The sequence below is a fragment of the Symbiobacterium sp. genome (assembly GCF_040797425.1).
GTDB lineage: Bacteria > Bacillota > Sulfobacillia > Symbiobacteriales > Symbiobacteriaceae > Symbiobacterium.
Genome location: NZ_JBFNEH010000055.1, coordinates 1 through 19,265, shown reverse-complemented (window position 1 = coordinate 19,265; position 19,265 = coordinate 1). Strand labels below are relative to the sequence as shown.

Annotated in this window: 16 protein-coding genes and 1 pseudogene; 11 read left to right on the top strand and 6 right to left on the bottom strand. The window is 70.2% G+C overall.

Annotation, left to right across the window (positions count from 1 at the left end; genetic code table 11):
• Positions 1 to 69: 69 nt before the first annotated feature.
• Positions 70 to 1,128: pseudogene (locus AB2385_RS14485) on the top strand (S-layer homology domain-containing protein); the annotation flags it as partial.
• 408 nt (positions 1,129 to 1,536) lie between these two features.
• Here AB2385_RS14485 and AB2385_RS14480 read toward each other — a convergent pair.
• Positions 1,537 to 2,301, bottom strand: coding sequence for a manganese catalase family protein (locus tag AB2385_RS14480; protein ID WP_367655723.1), 765 nt, complete (start codon positions 2,299 to 2,301; stop codon positions 1,537 to 1,539).
• 159 nt (positions 2,302 to 2,460) lie between these two features.
• Here AB2385_RS14480 and pflB point away from each other — a divergent pair, with 159 nt between their 5' ends.
• From pflB to AB2385_RS14445, 7 genes are all read left to right on the top strand, one after another.
• A complete protein-coding gene (gene pflB, locus AB2385_RS14475; RefSeq protein WP_367655722.1) occupies positions 2,461 to 4,704 on the top strand; it encodes a formate C-acetyltransferase in 2,244 nt (747 codons plus the stop codon).
• A 12-nt stretch (positions 4,705 to 4,716) separates the two neighbouring features.
• Positions 4,717 to 5,487, top strand: a complete 771-nt coding sequence (pflA, locus tag AB2385_RS14470) for a pyruvate formate-lyase-activating protein (RefSeq protein ID WP_367655721.1) — start codon at positions 4,717 to 4,719, stop codon at positions 5,485 to 5,487.
• Between the two features lie 124 nt (positions 5,488 to 5,611).
• Positions 5,612 to 5,986: a hypothetical protein gene (locus AB2385_RS14465; protein ID WP_367655720.1), complete on the top strand. Its 375-nt coding sequence runs from the start codon at positions 5,612 to 5,614 to the stop codon at positions 5,984 to 5,986.
• A 25-nt stretch (positions 5,987 to 6,011) separates the two neighbouring features.
• A complete protein-coding gene (locus AB2385_RS14460) occupies positions 6,012 to 6,863 on the top strand; it encodes an FAD:protein FMN transferase (RefSeq protein WP_367655719.1) in 852 nt (283 codons plus the stop codon).
• Positions 6,847 to 7,551 (top strand): hypothetical protein, encoded by a 705-nt coding sequence (locus tag AB2385_RS14455; protein ID WP_367655718.1) that lies wholly within the window; start codon positions 6,847 to 6,849, stop codon positions 7,549 to 7,551. The genes AB2385_RS14460 and AB2385_RS14455 overlap by 17 nt, the downstream gene beginning before the upstream one ends.
• Positions 7,526 to 8,200: a response regulator transcription factor gene (locus AB2385_RS14450; RefSeq protein WP_367655717.1), complete on the top strand. Its 675-nt coding sequence runs from the start codon at positions 7,526 to 7,528 to the stop codon at positions 8,198 to 8,200. Before AB2385_RS14455 ends, AB2385_RS14450 begins: the two co-directional genes overlap by 26 nt.
• Positions 8,200 to 9,642 (top strand): sensor histidine kinase, encoded by a 1,443-nt coding sequence (locus AB2385_RS14445; protein WP_367655716.1) that lies wholly within the window; start codon positions 8,200 to 8,202, stop codon positions 9,640 to 9,642. Before AB2385_RS14450 ends, AB2385_RS14445 begins: the two co-directional genes overlap by 1 nt.
• A gap of 19 nt (positions 9,643 to 9,661) precedes the next feature.
• Here the strand turns inward: AB2385_RS14445 and AB2385_RS14440 are convergent, their stop codons facing one another.
• Positions 9,662 to 10,228 carry a DUF4256 domain-containing protein gene (locus AB2385_RS14440; RefSeq protein WP_367655715.1) on the bottom strand — a complete coding sequence of 189 codons (567 nt, stop codon included), beginning with the start codon at positions 10,226 to 10,228 and terminating at the stop codon, positions 9,662 to 9,664.
• On the opposite strand from AB2385_RS14440, the gene AB2385_RS14435 reads away from it, so the two are divergent.
• Complete coding sequence (locus AB2385_RS14435) at positions 10,227 to 10,589, top strand: DUF2179 domain-containing protein (RefSeq protein ID WP_367655714.1); 363 nt, start codon at positions 10,227 to 10,229, stop codon at positions 10,587 to 10,589. The two genes, AB2385_RS14440 and AB2385_RS14435, sit on opposite strands and share 2 nt — an antisense overlap.
• Positions 10,590 to 10,631: 42 nt before the next feature.
• Here the strand turns inward: AB2385_RS14435 and AB2385_RS14430 are convergent, their stop codons facing one another.
• On the bottom strand, positions 10,632 to 12,128 hold the full coding sequence (locus tag AB2385_RS14430; protein ID WP_367655713.1) for a hypothetical protein: 1,497 nt from the start codon (positions 12,126 to 12,128) through the stop codon (positions 10,632 to 10,634).
• Positions 12,129 to 12,574: 446 nt separating this feature from the next.
• Between AB2385_RS14430 and AB2385_RS14425 the strand changes: the two genes are divergently transcribed.
• Positions 12,575 to 13,135: a flavodoxin domain-containing protein gene (locus AB2385_RS14425; RefSeq protein WP_367655712.1), complete on the top strand. Its 561-nt coding sequence runs from the start codon at positions 12,575 to 12,577 to the stop codon at positions 13,133 to 13,135.
• Positions 13,136 to 13,217: 82 nt separating this feature from the next.
• Here the strand turns inward: AB2385_RS14425 and AB2385_RS14420 are convergent, their stop codons facing one another.
• The 3 genes from AB2385_RS14420 to AB2385_RS14410 form a co-directional block, all read right to left on the bottom strand.
• On the bottom strand, positions 13,218 to 14,084 hold the full coding sequence (locus AB2385_RS14420; RefSeq protein WP_367655711.1) for a GyrI-like domain-containing protein: 867 nt from the start codon (positions 14,082 to 14,084) through the stop codon (positions 13,218 to 13,220).
• Between the two features lie 150 nt (positions 14,085 to 14,234).
• Positions 14,235 to 15,239: a hypothetical protein gene (locus tag AB2385_RS14415; protein WP_367655710.1), complete on the bottom strand. Its 1,005-nt coding sequence runs from the start codon at positions 15,237 to 15,239 to the stop codon at positions 14,235 to 14,237.
• 89 nt (positions 15,240 to 15,328) lie between these two features.
• Complete coding sequence (locus AB2385_RS14410; protein ID WP_367655709.1) at positions 15,329 to 17,047, bottom strand: hypothetical protein; 1,719 nt, start codon at positions 17,045 to 17,047, stop codon at positions 15,329 to 15,331.
• Between the two features lie 171 nt (positions 17,048 to 17,218).
• Between AB2385_RS14410 and AB2385_RS14405 the strand changes: the two genes are divergently transcribed.
• The gene (locus AB2385_RS14405) at positions 17,219 to 18,736 is read left to right on the top strand and encodes an MDR family MFS transporter (protein WP_367655708.1); all 1,518 of its coding nucleotides are present in this window, start codon (positions 17,219 to 17,221) and stop codon (positions 18,734 to 18,736) included.
• Positions 18,737 to 19,265: the final 529 nt, after the last annotated feature.

The window sequence follows — 19,265 nt, the reverse complement described above, 5'->3', positions numbered from 1 at the left end:
GCATCGTCGGTTGCACGAAAGCTGACGAAGACCCATTTTACAACCGGCCGTAACACCGGGGCCGGCAGTGTGGTGGCGGTCCTGGAGGCCGGGCGGGTGACCGGCCAGACCGGCGATGTGCTGATCGACCTCTCTGCGGCCGAGTACGCGGTACCGGAGCAGCCGCAGCAGACCGTGACCGTATCCGACCGGTCGGTGCTGCTGCCGGTGCCGGCGCTCCGGGCGCTCGCGGCGGCTGGCCGGCGGGTGGTCATCGACGCCGGCCTGGCACGGGTCGAGCTGCCACCGGAAGCGCTGACGGCCAGTGCCCCGGTGACCCTGTGGGGCAGCGGCACGGTCCGCATCGGGATCGCGGAAGCGACGCAGGGCGTGGTGCTCACCGCCACCCTCGAGGGCGGGAGCGGCCAGCCGGTGGGGCTGACCGAGTTTGCGACACCCGTCCGGCTCACCCTGCCCTACGGCTTTGCGTGGGTACCCGAGCATCTGGGCATTTACCGGCGTGACCCGGTGAACGGCGAGTGGAGCTACGTGGGCGGCCGCACTGACCGCACGACCAAGACGGTGACGGCGCAGCCGGCGGCGCCCGGGCAGTATGCGGTGCAGGAGTACCTGGGGCAGTTCGCCGACGTGCCGCCCACGCACTGGGCGTACGCCGACGTCCAGCTGATGGCTGCCCGCGACATCGTGAAGGGCACGGCGCCGAACCGGTTCTCCCCCGCGGCGCAGGTCACCCGGGCGCAGTTGGCCGCCCTGCTGGTGCGGGCGCTGGGCCTGAAGCCGGAGCGGAAGATCACGATCGTGCCGTTCAACGACGTGCCGCCCACCGCCTGGTACGCTGCGGAGGTGGAGACGGCTGCACTGGCGGGCCTGGTGAAGGGCGACAACGGTCTGTTCCGGCCGGAGGATCCCATCACCCGGCAGGAGCTGGCGGTCATGCTGGTGCGGGCGCTGGCCCGGGTCCAGCCCGACCTGGTGCCGTCGGTGGACGTGACCCGGCTGACGGAGCGGTACAGCGATGCCAACCAGATCGCCCCCTGGGCGGCCGAGTCGGCCGCCGTGGCCGTCGAACTCGGCCTCGTGACGGGCCGCACGCCGGAGACCTGGAACCCGACCGACATCGCCACCCGTGCGGAGGCGGCGGTGATGCTGAGCCGGCTGCTGCGGCTGATTGAGCCGGAGCGGACCCACAGGCACGGGTACAAGATCGCCAGGGCACTCCCCCAGCGGGAGTGCCCTGGACCGTTTTTGAAGTCCCCGGTTCGTGCGGCCGTCACGGCGGAGGCGCGGGGGTGCCCGTCACAGCCCCGGCGGGCGTCCAGGCATCGGCGGCCCCGGCCTGGTCGGTCCGGTCGGTGCCTGCCCATGGCCGGATACCGTGTCGAAAACCCGCGGGTTGGGGACGGGCGGCGGCTCGGGCGGCGGGGCGAGCGGCACCGGGTTGGCCACGTACTGGAACTGCCCCCTCCCGTCGGGCGACGGCCCCTGCGCCCACCGCCCCTGCGCGCTTTCGGTGCCGGCAGAAAGGTTCCAGAACTGTTAGGAGAACTGGCGGTGCTCCAGTTGCGGCGGGAACGCCGAGGGCACGGGCGTCCGCTCCAGGCCTTCCGCTTCCAGTTCGGCCATGGCGGCGAGCCACTGATTCTGGTGCATGGTGTCGCGGGCGATGAGGAAGGCGAGCATGTCACGGACCCCGGGGTCGTCGGTCATGTTGTAGAGGCGCACGGCCTGCAGCCTGCCCTGCGACTCGGCGGTGAGGTTGTAGCGGAAGTCGGCCAGGAGGTTGCCGCTGGCGGTGACGTACCGGCCGTTCCACGGGTAGCCGACGCTGTCGGCCACCTGCGGGCCCAGGCCGCTGACGATAGCGTGTTGTGGATTCATGTCGCCCAGGACCGCGGCGATGACCGGGTGGCGCGCCGCCTCCTCCTGGGCGACGGGCGCGCCTTCCAGCAGGCGGGCGATCATCGTGGCCAGCATCTCGATATGGGCCAGCTCCTCGGTGCCGGTGTCGAGCAGCATGTCCCGGTACTTGCCCGGGATGCGGGTGTTCCAGCCCTGGAACAGATACTGCAGGGCCACGGTGATCTCGCCCCACTGTCCGCCCAGCAGTTCCTGGAGCTTCTTCGCGTAGACGGGGTCCGGCCGCACCGGCTTGGCGTTGTACTGCAGGCGCCGGTCATGGAAAAACACGGCTGCACCACCTCCCGCGGAGATGTATGCGCCCGGGCGTTTGTCCGATTCGGGCGGGCCGGACCGCTGGTTGCGCGGAGGCCGCGCACGTGCGGCGGGCCCGCCCGAACCCATTCTTGCGCCGACCGCTCCCGGTGACGGGTGCGACCGATGAAGCCGGTCAGAGCAGCGTGGAGGTCTCCTCTGCCGGTGTTCGACTGAGGATCTCTCAACCGCGGCACCCTACCCTCAGGTAGATCGATAGCACAGAGGAGGTTGCCGGCGGTGTTTCGCATCGAACTGGAGGACCACCCCGCCTGGGAGGGGTTCATCCCCGGGCTGTGGCGGCAGCGCATCGACGTGCGGGATTTCATCCAGCGCAACTACACCCCCTACGAGGGCGATGCCTCGTTTCTGACCGGCCCCACGGAGCGCACGAAGGCCCTCTGGGAGAAGTTCTTCGCCATCCTGAAGCAGGAGCAGGCCACCCACGCGCCGCTGGAGATCGATACGAAGACCCCCTCGTCGATCCTGGCCTACGGCCCCGGCTACCTGGACCGGGACCTGGAGCTGATCGTCGGCCTGCAGACCGACAAGCCCGGCAAGCGCTCCATCTACCCCTACGGCGGCTGGCGCATGGTGGAGGGGTCGCTGAAAGCGTACGGGCTGGAGCCCGACCCCGAGTTGCGCAAGATCTTCACCGAGTACCGCAAGACCCACAACCAGGGCGTGTTCGACGTATACACCCCCGAGATGCGCCTCGCCCGCAAGAGCGGCATCATCACCGGCCTGCCCGACGCCTACGGCCGCGGTCGCATCATCGGCGACTACCGGCGGGTGGCGCTCTACGGCGTGGACAACCTGATCCGGGCCAAGGAGGTGGAACTGGCCTGGACCGAGCCGGACGTGATGGACGAGGAGACCATCCGCCTGCGGGAGGAGCTGAGGGAGCAGATCAAGGCGCTGCAAGAGCTGAAGGAGATGGCCGCCCGCTACGGCTGCGACGTCGGCCGGCCGGCCATGAACGCCCGGGAGGCGGTGCAGTGGCTCTACCTGGGCTACCTCGCCGCGATCAAGGAGCAGAACGGGGCTGCCATGTCCATCGGCCGGATCTCCACGTTCCTCGACATCTACATCGAGCGGGACCTCCGGGCCGGCCGGCTCACCGAGCAGGAGGCCCAGGAGCTGATGGACCAGCTCACCATCAAGCTGCGCATGGTGGCCTTCCTGCGCACCCCGGAGTACAACGAGCTCTTCAGCGGCGACCCCACCTGGGTCACCGAGTCCATCGGCGGCATGGGCATCGACGGCCGCACACTGGTTACCAAGAACAGCTTCCGCATCCTCCAGTCCCTCTACAACCTGGGCCCGGCCCCGGAGCCCAACCTGACGGTGCTCTGGTCACCCCGGCTGCCCGAGGGCTTCAAGCGGTTCGCCGCGCAGGTCTCCATCGACACCAGCTCGATCCAGTATGAGAACGACGAGATCATGCGCCAGTACTGGGGCGACGACTACGGCATCGCCTGCTGCGTGTCGGCCATGCGCATCGGCAAGCAGATGCAGTTCTTCGGCGCTCGCGCGAACCTGGCCAAGTGCCTGCTCTACGCCATCAACGGCGGCGTGGACGAGCGGCTGGGCATCCAGGTGGGCCCGAAGATGCCGCCGCTCACCGCCGAGGTGCTGGACTTCGACGAGGTGTGGGAGCGGTTCATGCTGATGATGGACTGGCTCGCCCGTCTCTACATCAACACGCTCAACGTGATCCACTACATGCACGACAAGTACAACTACGAGCGGCTGGAGTTCGCCCTGCACGATCGGGACATCTACCGGACCATGGCGTGCGGCATCGCCGGCCTCTCGGTGGTGGCCGACTCGCTCTCCGCCATCAAGTACGCCAGGGTGCGCCCGATCCGCAACGAGCAGGGCATTGCCATCGACTTCGAGCGGGAGGGCGACTACCCCGCCTACGGCAACAATGACCCCCGGGTCGACCAGATCGCCGCCCGGGTGGTGGACGAGTTCGCCACCCGCCTGGCCCGGCACAGGACCTACCGCGGCGCGGTGCCCACACTCTCGGTGCTTACCATCACCTCCAACGTGGTCTACGGCAAGAAGACCGGCGCCACGCCCGACGGGCGCAAGGCCGGTGAGCCCTTCGCTCCCGGCGCTAACCCGATGCACGGGCGGGACGTGAAGGGCGCCCTCGCCTCCTGCACCTCGGTGGCGCAGATTCCCTACGCCTCGGCCCTGGACGGCATCTCCTACACCTTCTCGATGGTGCCGGGGGCGCTGGGCAAGGCGAAGGACGACCAGGTGCGGAACCTCATCGGCGTCCTCGACGGCTACACCATGTCGGGCGGCCACCACATCAACGTCAACTGCCTCAACCGCGAGACCCTGCTGGAGGCCATGGAGCATCCGGAGCAGTACCCGCAGCTCACCATCCGGGTCTCGGGTTACGCCGTCCACTTCGTGAAGCTCACCCGCGAGCAGCAGCTGGAGGTCATCAACCGCACCTTCCACCAGTGCCTCTAGGGGGTGGTGCCCGTGCTGCTCTGCGAGTTCACGCAGCTGGACGTCCCGGCGGCGCAGCGGGTGGGCCGGGTTCACTCGGTCGACTCGATGGGCGCCGTGGACGGCCCCGGCCTGCGCTTCGTGGTCTTCCTGCAGGGCTGCCTCTACCGCTGCCGCTACTGCCACAACCCCGACACCTGGGACCAGCGCGGCGGTGAGGAGCGGACCGTCGCCGACCTGATCGAAGAGATGCGCGGCTACCTGCCTTACATGCAGGCCACCGGCGGCGGGCTGACGGTGACCGGCGGCGAGCCGCTGCTCCAGGCGGACTTTGTGGCAGGCCTTTTCGAGGAGGCCCACAAGATCGGCATCCACACGGCCCTCGACACCAACGGCTTCGCCGCGCCGGAACGGGCGGCGCCGGTGCTGGAGCATACGGACCTGGTCCTGCTCGACCTGAAGCAGCTCAACCCGGAGAAGCATAAGGCGCTCACCGGGCAGGAGAACACGGTCACGCTGCGGTTCGCCCGCTTCGCTTCCGAGTGGGGCGTGCCGCTCTGGATCCGCTACGTGGTGGTGCCCGGGTGGAGCGACGCCCCCGAGGACGTGGAGGCGTTGGCGGACTTCGTGCAGAGCCTGCGCGGGGTGGAGCGGGTGGAGCTCCTGCCCTACCACCTGCTCGGCAAGCACAAGTGGGAGGTGCTGGGGATCCGGTACACGCTGGAGGGGGTGGAGCCGCCGCCGCCGGAGACGATGACGCGCATCCGGAAGCAGCTCACCCAACGTGGGATTCGGGTGACGTAGCGCGGGGAATCAGGTGTGAAGGAAATGAGCCAGCGGTCGGAGGGCCGCTGGCTCATTTGGTTGCCTTTTCAGGCTTTTTTCAGGTCACGGTGGTAGGCTCTCCTTCGAGGAGGGTGAACAGGGAATGGCAACCCACGCGGGCACGAACGTAAAGCTGATCAAGCTGGCCATCTCGGTGGCCAGCGTGGCCGCCATCGCCGGCATCACCGGGCGCATGGCTGCCGACCAGGCACCGGGGTCGGCCGGGGGTCACGTGGCGGATTCGGTTACCCGTGAGGGGCCCGGGCCGAAACGGTTCAGCCGGCAGCCTCTCCGGGGCGACCTCTGGGACGGCGGCCGGCACCAAAACTGGGATGACGACTCGAATGGCTACTGGGACGGCGATGATGCCGACGGGGAGGAGGGCGACCATGGGGCCAGGCTGTGGTTCGAACCCCGCGGAACGGACGCAGACAACCAGACCCCCCGACCGCCGCGGACCCGCACCCGGCACTCCTGAGCCGGCGACGTGGTCCTTCCGGGCGATGAACACCGACGTCGAGGTGGTTGGGGCTCCTGAGGACCCTGCCCCCTGGTTTGCGCGTCTGGAGGGGCTCTGGAGCCGGTTCGACGAAGACAGCGCACTGTGCCAGCTGAACCGCTGGTCCGGCCGGTGGGTGGCCGTGCCCCCGCTGCTGCACCTGGCGGTCCGGCAGGCCCTGGCCGCAGCCCGCCTCACCGGCGGCGCCTTCGACCCGACGATCCTGCCGGCGCTGGTGGCGGCCGGCTACGGCCGCTCCTTCGAACTGGGACCCACCGAGCCGGGGCCGGCCGTTCCCGCCGGCCGCTGGCCGGAGGTACGCCTGGGTCCCGGGATGGTCTTCCTTCCCGAGGGGGTTGCGCTGGACCTGGGCGGCATCGGCAAGGGACTGGCGGTTGACCTGGTGCTGCGCTGGCTGCGGCAGGGCCAGCCTGCGACCAGCCTGTTGGTGAACGCGGGCGGCGATCTCGCCCTGTGGGTACGGCAAGGGGACCCGCCCTGGCTGGTGGAGGTGGCCGCCCCTGTTCTGCCGGAGCGTACCCTGGCAACGGTCTTCTTGCGGCGGGGGGCCGTGGCCACCTCATCGACCCTCGGCCGCCGCTGGGGGCCCGACCGGCACCACATCATCGACCCGACGACCGGCCGCCCCGCCGACTCCGGGCTGGTGGCGGCCACTGTGTTCGCATCCACGGCTGCCCTGGCGGATACCCTGGCGAAGGCCTGCCTGGTCCTCGGGGCGGAGCGGGCGCTGCCGCTCCTGGCCTCCCAGAGGTGTCAGGGGCTGCTGGTGACGGCTGATCGGAACCTGATTCTGACTCCGGGACTGGAGGAACTCGTTTATGTCAACGCAGAATAGTCAGACCCGGCTTCTGCCGGGGGGGAGTGCCGCGCACTCGTTGCTCGCCGGCGCCGCACACAGGGCGGGGGTGGCCGCGCTGGCGCTGAGCTTCGTCGTGGCAGCCTTCGTGCTGTGGAAGGTGCGTCCGGCCGACCTGTTGAACACTTGGTACCTTACGCGGGCGGCGGGCCTGGTCGCCTACGCGCTGCTGTACCTCTCGGTCGCCGTGGGCCTGCTCCAGACGCTGGGCGTCCTCCGGGCCTTCGCCGCACCGGTGGCCGCCATGGATGTGCACGAACACCTCTCCCTGTGGGCCCTCTATGCGACCGTCTTCCACGCGGTGATCCTCGTCTGGAACTCCCACCAGCCTTTCCGGGTGGCCGCACTGCTGCTGCCCTTCGCCTCCGACTTTGAGCCCGCGTGGGTCGGGCTGGGGGTGCTCGCAACCTACACCATGGTCGGCGCGATCATCAGCACCTACCTGCGCGCGCGGCTGCGGCCGGGGCAGTGGCGCGTGTTGCACCTGCTTACCGTGGTGGGCTTCCTGTTCGCCCTCGTTCACGCTGTCGCCATCGGCACCGACGCCGTGCACCCGGCCGTTGCCCTGCTCTACTGGTTGACAGGTCTCTCAATCGGGCTGCTGGCGGCCTGGCGCCTGATCAAGGGGGTGCGGACCCTGCATGCGGATTCTCCTGGTCGAAGATGACCGACGCCTTGCCGCGGCCGTGTCCCAGGGGCTGCGGGAGGAGGGCTACGCCGTCGATCACGCGGCCACGGGGGGCGACGGGCAGCTCTTCGCCACGTCCCGCCACTACGACCTCATCATCCTCGACCGGATGCTGCCCGAACTCTCGGGCGACCAGCTCCTGGCCCGGTGGCGGGGGGAGGGGCTGGATACGCCCATCCTGATGCTCACCGCCCTGGACGCGGTGGCAGACCGCGTGACCGGACTGCGGGCCGGGGCGGACGACTACCTGGTGAAGCCCTTTGCCTTCGCCGAACTGCTGGCCCGCATCGAGGCGCTCCTCCGGCGGTCCGCCGGCGGATGGGACGCGTGCCTCCGCGTCGGCGACCTCACGCTCGACCCGCGCACCGGCCGGCTCGGCTGCCGGGGCCGGGAGGTGCAGCTTTCCGCACAGGAACTGCGCATCATGGCGTTCTTCATGCGCCATCCGGGGCAGATCCTGAGCCGGACCGCCATCGCCGACTCGTGCTGGCAGGACCCGGAGCTGATCACCGAGAACGCCGTCGAGGCGCAGGTGAAGAACCTGCGCAAGCGGCTGGACTGCATTGCCGCCCGGTCGCGGATTGTGACCCGGCGCGGGTTGGGCTACGTGTTGGAGGCGAACCCCTGATGATCTGGCAGAGGAGTCTCCCTGCCCGGGTGGCCATGGCCACCACTGCACTGCTGGGGCTGGTGATGGCCGTGATCATCGCCTCGGCGTACGCCACCACGGCCCTGCTGCTGCGGGAGGGCGTCGACCGGGCGCTGCTGGCCGCCCTGCCGGCGCGGTCGGGTTCGGCCCGTGAGATCGTCACGGCGGCTGAGCAACTGGCCCGGCGGTCCGGGGACGACGATCACGACCACGTTCGGGGCCACAAGGGCTGGAGCCGCATCCAGGTGCTTGACCCTGCCGGGGTGGTGCGGTACGGCCCGCAGCCGCTGCCGGTGGACCGCGAGGCGCTGGTGGCGGCCCAGCGGCGCGGCGTGGTGTTCGTTTCGCTGGTCCCCGACGGTGACCGCTGGGTCCGGCGCTCAGGGCCCGACCTGCTGCAGGCGCTCACGCCTCAGGAGGACGAACTGAGGGTCGTGTACGCCGTGGGCGGCCAGGAGCACGAACCCGTGATCGTCCAGATGGCCGCTCCGCTGGGGATGGTGAGCGAGGTGCTGCCTGACCTGGTGAAGTGGCTCGCACTCCTGGGGGCGGTGGGCACCTTCCTGTGCGGCGCCGTCGCCTGGGTCATGTCGGCCCGCATCTACAGGCCGCTGCGGGCGATCATCGCCACGGCCGCGGAAGTCTCCACGCGCACTCCCCACCTGCGCATGCCGGATCTGTGGCCGGACCAGACGCTGCGCCGGCTCGTCGGGGTGCTGAATGACATGATCTCCCGGCTGCAGGAGGCCTTCGCCGCACAGGGCCGGTTCGTCGCCGCGGCCGCCCACGAACTGAGGGGGCCGGTGGCTGCCATGCGCGCACAGCTGGAGGTCGCCCTGCGACGCGAGCGGAGTGCCGAGGAGTACCGGGCCGCGCTCGGCGAGGCCCTGGCCGAGGCGGAGCACCTCTCAGACGTGACGGAGCACCTGCTCACGCTGGCGCGGTACGAGCGGAGCAGCGGCCTCGCCATGGAGCGCGACGTGCCGCTGGTCCCGGTGCTGGAGCGGGCCGTGGCCGAGGTGCAGCGCTCGACCGGCGGCGAGGTCCTGCTGGAGTGCGACCCGGACTTGCGCCTGGACGGAGACCCCGTTAGCCTCGAGCGGTTGGTCACGAACCTGGTGCGCAACGGCCTGCAGGCGGGCGGGACGCCCGTGCGGGTTACGGCTGCGCCGGAGGGCGACGGCGTGGTCATTGCGGTGGCCGATCAGGGCCCGGGCATCGATCCGGCGGATCTGCCCCACATCTTCGAGCCCTTCTACCGGGCCGACCCCGCCCGCAGGCGGGACGGGGGCACGGGCCTCGGGCTGACCATCGTCAAAGCGGTGGTGGACGCCCACGGCGGGCGGATCTCCGTTACGTCGGAGCCAGGTCACGGTGCGACGTTCCGGGTGTGGCTCCCGCGACGCTTCTGCCGCCCTTGAGCCATGGCGTGCCCGCCGGCTACACCCTCAACTTCCCGCGAAAGCCCCGGGCGCCGTAGTACGACTCCGCCCCGTTGTGATAGGTCCAGACCGTGTTGTAGCGGCGGTCGCAGAACATCGCCCCCCCGAGCCGGCGGATCTCCGGGGGCGTTCTTACCCAGCTGGACGTTTTCGTGTCGAAGGCGCCCAGCCTCTGCAGTTCCCGATACTCCTGCTCGGAGAGCAGGTCGATGCCCATCTCTTCCGCCATGCCAACCGCACTGTGCGCCGGCTTGTGCTCTCTACGCGCCGTCAGGGCCTCCGGGTCGTAGCAGACGCTCCTGCGGCCCCTGGGGCTCTCCGGCGCGCAGTCGCAGAAGATGTACTCACCGGTCTGCGGGTCGAACCCGACCACGTCCGGCTCGCCGCCCGTGCGCTCCATCTCATGCAGTGACCAGAGCTTCTCCGGGTGGGCCTCGAGCCGGGCCTGGACGTCCGGCCAGTCGAGCCCGGGGTGGCGGTTCATGTGCTTCTCGAAGCGGGCCTTGAGGGTGCGGAGGAGTTCTTCACGCTGTGCGGGGGAGAGCGTGCGGGCTCTGTCACCCATGAGCGTCTACCACCTCTGGTTCAACCTGACGTCGGTGCAGCGGTTCGCCCGTAGGGTGACCGCCACCTTCATGCTTGATGCCGGTGTGCGGCCTCTCGGGGCGCGGCTCGGATCAGGCGGTGCAACTCAAACCTGGCGGAGTCGCTCGGCGCCGAAGCTGCGGGCGCACAACCTTGGGGTGACCGACTGGCTGGCGGAAGGCCGCATGGGCCAGCGCGAGGTGCTCATGGTCGTGGCCCGGCGCAAGCACACGCAGCAGGTGATGAGACTGCTGGAGGATCTGGACCCCGAGGCGTTCGTGGTCCAGATGGATGCCCGATGGTACAAGGGAGGCGTTGTGCAGCGGATGCTCACGCCGTGAGCGCCGCCCAGTCCGGCGCTGCAACCGTGCGGGGTGCGTCTGCTAGACGACCCACGGCGTCCTGAGCCAGCGGGCGTTCTCCCAGCGAATCAGCAGCAGCCTTCCGTCCGGCAGCCAGCCCGCCACGTGTGCGCTGCCGTAGTGGCGCTCTCTGCCGTCGGGGCCGCGCACCACCACGTCGCCGTAGATGTCCTCGGTCGGGCGATACGCGAACCCGTGCGGACCGGCGACCCACTCCTCCGGCGTCTCGGCCGCCGGCTCCGGCACCTCCTCCAGCGCGCCGGAGGCGAGGTCGAGGCGCAGATAGCGCCAGGAACCGAATTCGGGAAGCGGTTCCCGAATGAGCAGTCCCTCCCCGTCGGGGGTGAAGGCGAGCTGCAGCTGGACCGGCGCCTCGCTGTGCGGGATGCGCACCCGAACCTGCCCCTCCGCCAGGACTCGCTCGGTGCCGCCCTCCAGGTCGTGGAGGACGATGCCGGCCGGGGCCAGCCAGTGCTCATCCTCCGCACGCATGTCGTAGGTGATGCCGGCCAGGAAACGGCCGTCGGGCGACAGGGCGGTGAAGGAGTCGCCCCGGGTCTGGGCGATCGCAGCCCGGGTCATTCCTGCCCGCCAGTGATAGATGCGATTCTGGGCCGCCGCCACCAGCTCGTCCGGGCCCCAGTGGAGCTGGTACCAGAGCGAGGTGAAGGCGATGCCCGTCCGGTGCAGTTCACCGCTGCGGGTGTTCAGCGCCCAGACCTCGGTCCCGGTTACGTCGGCCGGGTGGGTGGCCACCAGCGCCGCCCAGTCGCCTGACGGTGCCAGGCGGGTGGAGTAGACGTGGACCGGTGCCGCACCCAGGTCCTGCTCCTCGCCGGTGGCGGGGTTCAGCAGGACCGCCCGGGGCGCCTCGCCGGTGAAGAGCTCCAGCAGCGACCGGGTCGTCAGCAGGCCGTGGTCGGCCGGGATGCCGTTCAGGTCCAGCGCCAGGTAAGGCGGCGGTTCAGCCAGGCGGGCGGTGAGGGCGTCCGCCTGCTTTTCAACTGCCAGGCCATGGGCTGTCAGCCGGTCGGCGATCTGACCGGGGTCCGCCCCGCCCACGGGTCGGAAGCGCAGCTCGACCGGCCGGGCCGGGAGTGTGCTTCCCGGTTCAAACGGCAACCACTCGCCGCCGTCGTATCGGTAGTCCATGGCTACCCGCGGCGTGGTGACCCGCTCGAGTTCGAACCCCAGATCTGCCTGCCGGCCCTCCGGGCCGAACGGGCCTGCAAGCCTGAAGGTGAGCCGCTCGCCCGGACTGCCTGCCGGGAAGCGCACGGCGAGCACGTGCTCGGAGACGGATGGCATCACGGCCACTTCCGGTTTGACTTCACCGGTGTACTGCAGCGCGGCTTCGGCCGCCGCAGGGTCCGCGTCAGGAGGGAGGATCAGGTAGACCGTGAGTTCCTCGCTGTGAATGGCGAGGCGGCAGGTGCCGGCGACCACGGCCTGCGACTGGAAGCCCGGGAAGGCCTGGTCCACCAGAGTGGCCCGGGGAAGCAGATCCGAGCGGTCCACGCACCCCTCCGGCAGTTTGACGGCGGTTCCATCCTGCTGGCCACCCGCCCCATCACGGCGTGGCTCCGATGACCCGGGCCCGCCTGCGTCAACGGGGGCCTGCAGGCCCGCCTCGCCTTCAGCAGACAGCGTGCCGGGCGGTTCTGTGCGGGCAGAGGAGGGGGCACAGCCGGAGAGGAGGAGCAGCAGCGCGAGGATCGTCAGCCCAGTGCGTCGGTTCCTCACAAGCATTCACCCCATTGCGACTTCTCGCTTGTTAGACGGGCGGACCCCGCCTGCGGTTTCCGCACCCGGGCGCACGGCGGCCGCCGTTCCTCCTGCGCTTGCCCGGGTTGTCAGCGGCAGGCGGGCTGGTGCGGAATCGCCTGGGGAAACGGCTTGCGTGCGATGCAGTGCGGCGGGACCAGGCATGCTAGGGGCGGAGGAAGCATAGGGGAGGCAGTACCGTGAAAATCTACGTGCTCTATGCCAGCATGTACGGCCATACCAAGGTCCTGGCCGAGGCGGTGGCGGAGGGCGCGCGGAGCGTCTCCGGGGCCGAGGTGGTGTTCAAATCGGTAGAGGAGGTCGCCGACGTCGCGGAACTGAGGGAGGCCGACGCCATCATCTGGGGGTCGTCGGGCGTGTTCGGCGAGCCCAATCAGAAGATGGCGGCGTTCCTGGCGAAGCTCGGTGGCCTCTGGTTTGCCGGCGACCTGCAGGGCAAGGTGGGCGGCGTGTTCGGCACCACATCGACGCAGCACGGGGGCGTCGAGAACCTGCTGCGCGCCTTGCAGACGCCGATGCAGCACCACGGTATGATCATCGTGCCCAGTGCGGGGGTGAACGATGAGGTCCGCACCCGGTACGGATGCCCGTACGGCGCCTGCGCGGTCATTCCGGTGGAGCCGTTGAAGGACGCGCCCATGAACCGGCCGGCGGAGCAGGAGATGGAACTGGCCCGGCAGTACGGCCGGCGGGTGGCCGAGGTGGCCGGCCGCCTGGCCCGGGCATCGGCCACGGGCTAGGGCGGCGTCCTGGGCTCCGCCACGGCCCGGCTGCGCACAGGAAAGGAGGCGCCCCGGTGAGGGGCGCCTCCAGGCGCGGCACCTAGCGTTTCACGGGAAGCCAGATTTCGCTGCGGAACCGGGGCGACGTGGTGTCGTCGCCCTCGTTCCACAGGATCTCCGGGCCGGGCGCGACCTCGTAGCCGGAGGAGGGGAGCCACTCCGCGTAGATGCGCGCCCAGGTGTTCTGCAGGGCCTCGGGGAAGGGCCCCACCGCCTCGAACACGGCCCAGGTGAGCGCCGGGACCTCCAGCACCTGGAATCCCGGCGGGCAGGGGCGGTCGGTGGCGACGCCGATCCACTGGTCCAGGGTGCTGCCCTCCTGCCGTCCCTCCTCGAAGTTGAGGCAGGCCTGCAGGATGCCCAGCGGCTCCACGTTGGAGAGGGCCTTGAGCTCCTGGATGCCCTGCAGGCCCAGCTCCTTCCACATGGCGGCAATCTCAGGGTTGACGCCCTCGTACTGCAGCTTCACGCGGCGCATGATGCCCACGATGCGGAACGCTTCCTTTTCCACGATCCGGTAGTGCATGTCGGTGCCCCCTCGGATGATGAGTTGGAAGGCCATGCGGGAGAACGCCCTGAGCGTCCGCCCCGGCTGCCGGACCTCCGACGGTGGGAACCCGTGCTCGGCGTGAAAGGCCCGGGCGAAGGCGTCGGGCGACTCGTAGCCGTACTTCAGCGCCACGTCGGTGACGCGGGCACCTGCGGCGAGGTCCTGCGCGGCCAGCGTGAGCCGCCGGCGGCGAATGTAGGCGGAGAGCGGTATGCCCGCCAGGGCGGCGAACATCCGGCGGAAATGGTACTCAGAACAGCCCGCAATGCGGGCCGCCGCCCGGACGTCCACCTCCCGGTCGAGGAGGTGCGCCTCGATGTAGGCCAGGGCGGCGTTCAGGTCGTGGAGTGGGTTCACGGCATGACCTCCTTCGGGTCCCAGGATAGCAGAGGCGCCGGGCCGCCGCCCGACTGTTTCGGTGCGAGTTCTGCAGGGTGGATTCTCGCACGCCACACAGGAAGCGTCGCCCCGGGAACTCCCAGGGGCGGCGCTTCTGCGCGGCCGGCGCTAGCGCCGCGTCCGCACCGTTGTGTAGATGCCGTTGTCCGTGCCGCGCACGAACAGGTAGAGCCGGTCGGCGAAACGGACCCCTTCCGGGCCGCTCGGCGTGCGCCCGCCGCCAGGCACCTGGTTCCAGCCCGTCCACTGGCCCCGCCGGTCGCGCACGTTCAGGTAGATCCCGTCGTCGGTTCCGCGCACCAGCAGGTAGAGGTTGCCCCGGTAGACCACGGCGCCGGGCCCGCTGGGGGTGAGCCCGCCGCCGAGGACCTCGGTCCACCCGGTCCACTGGTTCCCCTGCATGGCAGCGCCGTAGGGGCGGTTGTCGGTGCCGCGCACGAAGAGCCACAGGGTCCCCATGTACGAAACGATCGCCGGGCTGTCGGGGGTGGCGCCGGTGGGCACCCGCTGCCAGCCCCGCCACTGGCCGTCGTAGCGCTGTACCCAGACGGCGTTGTCGGTGCCCCGAACCGCCAGGTAGAGCGCGCCCTGGTGCACGGTGACGGCGGGCCCGCTGGGGGTCTGCCCGCCGCCGGGGACCTCCGTCCAGCCGCTCCAGCGGTTGCCCGTGAGCCGGTTCCAGTAGATGCGGTTGTCGGTGCCCCGCACGAAGAGGTGGAGGGCGCCCCGGTAGGTTGCACCCGCCGGCGCGCTCGGGGTGCGCCCTTCGCCGGGCACCTCCCGCCACTCGCCCCAGCCGGTGCGCCGGCTCATACGGTTCCAGTAAATCCGGCTGTCGGTGCCCTGCACGAAGAGGTGCAGGTCGTTCTGGTAGGTGACGGGCGCCGGGGAGTCGAGGGTCTCGCCCGCGCCGATGCGGCGCCAGTTGGACCAGCCCGTACGGCTGAGCGGCCCGCCTTCCTGCCTGAGGTTCCACTCCACGTCCCGCTCGTCGTCCACGTCGTCGTCATCCCGGTCCGGGCGGCCCCAGGGCGGCGCTTGCTGCGGCCACTGCTGCATGGGGGGCACGCCCGGGCCGGGCCAGCCTGGCATCCACCAGGGTGGCAATTGCATGCGGTATCCTCCTTCGTAAGTACGGTTACCGCCAGTTTATGTAGAGCGGGAAGGAGGGGTGCGGCCCGGAAGTGGTGAGGGGCCGTCCCTCACCATCCGGGGATTCGCGGATACCCATCGGCCCAACGGACCAGCAGCAGGCGGTCGTCGGGCAACCAGGCCAGCGGCCGGCCCTCGCCGTAAGCCACCTCCAGCCCCTGCGGCGAGACCAGGTTGACCTCGCCCCGGCCTCCCCATTGCGCCGGACGGAACGCCCAGCCTGAGGGGCTGGTCACCGGCTGCGGCTCGCGCAGGGGCTCGTCGGGGACGTTGTCAGCCGGCGTGAGAACCCCCGTGTCCAGGTCCAGCACGGCCCAGTAAGTCCGGGGGTTGTCGGGGGTGGAGTCCTCGGAGTACTGGAGCACGTACAGGCTCCGGCCGTCGTCGTCCCAGCGCATGGGCACGTGGATCGGGATATCCCCGCCCCTGTGGGGGTTGCGGAAGTTACCGACCTCCGGGAAGAGGCGCTCGGTGTTGGTGGCCAGGTCGTAGACCGCAACGGTGAGAGGGGCCAGCCAGGTGTTGGGGTCTGTCCGGTTGAGATGCAGCACCCGCCCGGCCAGGTAGCGCCCGTCGGGGGAGAGGGGACCGGCGTACGACGCCTCGGAGAGGAGCCGTCGCTCGTGCCGGGTCAGGTCCCACTCCTGCAGTTCGTCCCAGCCGGCCACGACGAGCCGGTCCGCGAACCAAATATAGCCAGGACCGTACGGCGATTCGTCGAGGTCCGTCTTGCGGGCCCGGACGGTGGCGGTGTCAATCAACCAGACGTCGACGTCATCCCTGCTCGTGGGGCGGGTGGCTTCCAGAAGGACCCACCGGCCGTCCGGCGAGGCGGTGCTCCACAGGATGTCGAGGGGTGCCGGGCCCAGGTCCTCTTCCCGCCCGGAGGCGGGGTCCAGGGCGGCGAGCCGCGGCGGCGTGTCGCTGCGGAGGTACAGCACCTGATCCCGGAACTGCAGCCCGCGGTCGTCCTCGACGGCGCTGAAGTCCACGAACAGCACCGGGGGCAGCTTGGCGAACGAGAGCAGCAGGGTGCGCGAGTCGGTCCAGGTCATCTGGGGCTCTGAGCCTGCGGGAACCATCAGCTGCGATTCAATCGTGCCCTCCACCTGAGGCGCGCCCACGGGGCGGCCGAACGCCAGGCGCACGCGGGCGGGCCCCGGCGGCAGAAACTCGCCCGGTTCATGGGGCTTCCACGGACCGTCGCCCACCTGCACCTCGATGGCCACGGTGGGTGCCGGCTCACGCCGGAGGCCGAAGCCCAGGTTGACCGTGCTTCCGCCCACGCCCACGGGCCCGCGCACGCGGACGGTCGTCACGGTGCCGGGTTGCGCGGCTGCGAGGCGCACGATCATCCCCCCGGCGCTGAACCGGTACCGAACCACCTCACCACTGGCAACCGCGACCGCAGAACGCATCGCATCCTCGGAGACGCCGCTCGGGAAAGCGAGAACCAGGTCGAACGCCTCGGCCGGGGCCACCGCCGTGCAGAGGCCGTCCGTCACGGCATCAAATTTGTACGTCCCGACCACCCACACACCCACGTCCGCCGACGCGGGGCACAGGATCTCGCCGGCGTCCGCCGGGGACGGCGACCCTTCTGCGGCAGGCTCCGAGGCGGTTGCCGGCGGCTCTTCCGCAGCAGGTTCCGTCACCGGCGGCGCTTCCGCGGCGGGAGCCTCCGGCGCTGCGGGCGGGGCGGAAGCGGGGCTGCATCCCGCGGCAAGGGTCAGGACGAGCGCAAGGGCGAGCGTCAGCGCTTGCTTCAAATGACCACCTCCACAGGTTCGTCTGGGTATTCGACGCAGCCCGGCCGGGCGCGGTTGCCACACATGTGGGATTTCAGCGCATTTTCCCGCTGCTCGACGCAGCGGGTTCGCGGCGAGGCGTAGCGGCCCGGCCCCGCCGCACGTCCCAAAGGGCAGGGGAGGGGAGCCCGCGTGCGTGACCGCCGGATGTACACCGTGTTCGCCCTGATGCTGGCCAGTTTCCTCACCGCCGTGGACGTGACCATCGTCGACACGGCGATGCCCCGCATCATCGGCTCGCTGGGCGGCTTCGCCCTGCTCACCTGGCTCGTCTCGGCCTACATGCTCACCGCCACCGCGACCATGCCCGTCTACGGCAAGCTGGCAGATATCATCGGCCGGAAAAAGACCTTCACGATTGGCACGGTCATCTTCGTGGCCGGCTCTGCCCTCTGCGGCGCGGCGCAGTCGATGGAGGCCCTCGTCCTGTTCCGGGCCCTGCAGGGCCTGGGCGCCGGGGCGATGCAGCCCACGGTGCAGACCATCCTGGGCGACATCTTCAGCCCGGTGGAGCGGGCGAGGGTGCAGGGCTGGTTCTCGGCCGTCTGGGGCTTCTCCGCCCTGGCCGGGCCCCTGGTCGGCGGCCTGATGGTCGACTTCCTGTCCTGGCGCTACCTGTTTTACATCAACCTGCCGCTCGGCGTCCTCGCCCTGGCCATGGTGTGGCGCTTCCTGGAGGAGCGGGTCGAGCAACGGCGGGCGCGGGTGGACTACCTCGGCGCGGTCACCCTCACCGGCGGCATGGCCCTCCTGCTACTGGTGCTCCTCACCGGCGGGACGCAGCTCCCCTGGGGCTCGCCGCAGATCATCGGCATGGCGGCCGGGGCCGCCATCCTGCTCTCGCTCTTCCTCTGGACGCAGGGCCGGGCCGAAGACCCGATCCTGCCCCTCAAGCTCTTCCGGACGCCCGTGATCGGCTGGGGGAACCTCTCCTCGCTGATGGTGGGCGGGGTGATGTACGGCACCTCCGTCTACCTGCCCATCTGGGCGCAGGGGGTGCAGGGCTACTCGGCCACCCGGTCGGGGGCCTCGCTGCTCTGGCTCTCGGTCGGCTGGCCGCTGGCGGCGGTGCTGGGCAGCCGGCTCGTCGTCCGCCTGGGGGTGCGGCCGTCGGTCCTGCTGGGACTCGGGCTGAACGTGGCGGGTTCGGCCGGGCTGGTGGTGCTGGCGAGGGCGATGGCGGAGATTCCGGAAGTGCTGCTCGCACTCGTGACGTTCGTGATCGGCGCCGGCATGGGCTTCTCCACCCTCGCCTTCATCCTGGGCATCCAGTCCTCGGTGGGGTGGGCGCAGCGCGGGGTGGCCACGGCCTCCTTCCAGTTCATCCGCACCCTGGGCGGCATGATCTGGGTCTCGGCGATGGGCGGCGTCATGAACCTGGACTTGCTGGGCCGGCTCCAGCGGGTTCCCGGCGTGGCTGCCCGCAGCGCCGCCGAGGCGGGCGACTGGGCCAACCGGCTCCTGGACCCGGCCCAGCGCGCTGCCCTGGCGCCGGAGGTGCTCGGGGCCATGCAGGAGGCGCTGGCCGGGGCGCTGCGCAACGTCCATCTGGTGATGCTGCTGGCGGCCCTGCTGAGCCTGGCCGCCGCGCTGCTGATCCCGAACCTGCGGTTTGCGGCGGAGCGGCCGCGGGCGAGCCCGGCGGATTAGGGCGGGTTGCCCGGGCATGAACGACCCCCCGGCCGCCTGAGCGGACTGGGGGGTCGCGGGTGTAGATCGGGTACGGCACCTCCGAACCCATCAGGCTGTTCAGGCTGTAGCGGTCGGCCGTAGCCATCCACCCGAAGACCCAGTGATCGCGGTACTGCCCTACGGGAGGCTGGTATGCACCGCCCGGTTCCAGTCCGAGGGCGGCCACTGCGAGCCAGCAGTGGGGGCGAACGCGGCCAGCGTCACGAGCATGGCGAGCACCGACCTCAAAGGACTGAGGAGTCTTCGCATCCTGTGGCGACCTTCCCACCACTGTGGTTATGCTATGAATAGTATGATCACGTCAAATACCTTTGACATCAATATACCGACTTAGCTTTTTGCCGGTGCCTGCAGGTGGCAAAGCCCAGGTGGCGAACGACATTCGCGAGGGGGGCGAGGGCAGTGGCTGACGAGAAGGCCTGCTGCGGCGACCGGGAGAAGGCGCCTGCGCCGCAGAAGTTCACGGTGGGATGGATGGAGGAGATCA

Coding starts and splice junctions, on each gene's coding strand:
- AB2385_RS14480 (WP_367655723.1), bottom strand. CDS start 2,301: ATGGGTTCGGGCGGGCCCGCCGCACGTGCGCGGCCTCCGCGCAACCAG.
- AB2385_RS14445 (WP_367655716.1), top strand. CDS start 8,200: ATGATCTGGCAGAGGAGTCTCCCTGCCCGGGTGGCCATGGCCACCACT.
- AB2385_RS14440 (WP_367655715.1), bottom strand. CDS start 10,228: ATGGGTGACAGAGCCCGCACGCTCTCCCCCGCACAGCGTGAAGAACTC.
- AB2385_RS14450 (WP_367655717.1), top strand. CDS start 7,526: ATGCGGATTCTCCTGGTCGAAGATGACCGACGCCTTGCCGCGGCCGTG.
- AB2385_RS14455 (WP_367655718.1), top strand. CDS start 6,847: ATGTCAACGCAGAATAGTCAGACCCGGCTTCTGCCGGGGGGGAGTGCC.
- AB2385_RS14460 (WP_367655719.1), top strand. CDS start 6,012: ATGAACACCGACGTCGAGGTGGTTGGGGCTCCTGAGGACCCTGCCCCC.
- AB2385_RS14435 (WP_367655714.1), top strand. CDS start 10,227: ATGAGCGTCTACCACCTCTGGTTCAACCTGACGTCGGTGCAGCGGTTC.
- AB2385_RS14415 (WP_367655710.1), bottom strand. CDS start 15,239: ATGCAATTGCCACCCTGGTGGATGCCAGGCTGGCCCGGCCCGGGCGTG.
- AB2385_RS14465 (WP_367655720.1), top strand. CDS start 5,612: ATGGCAACCCACGCGGGCACGAACGTAAAGCTGATCAAGCTGGCCATC.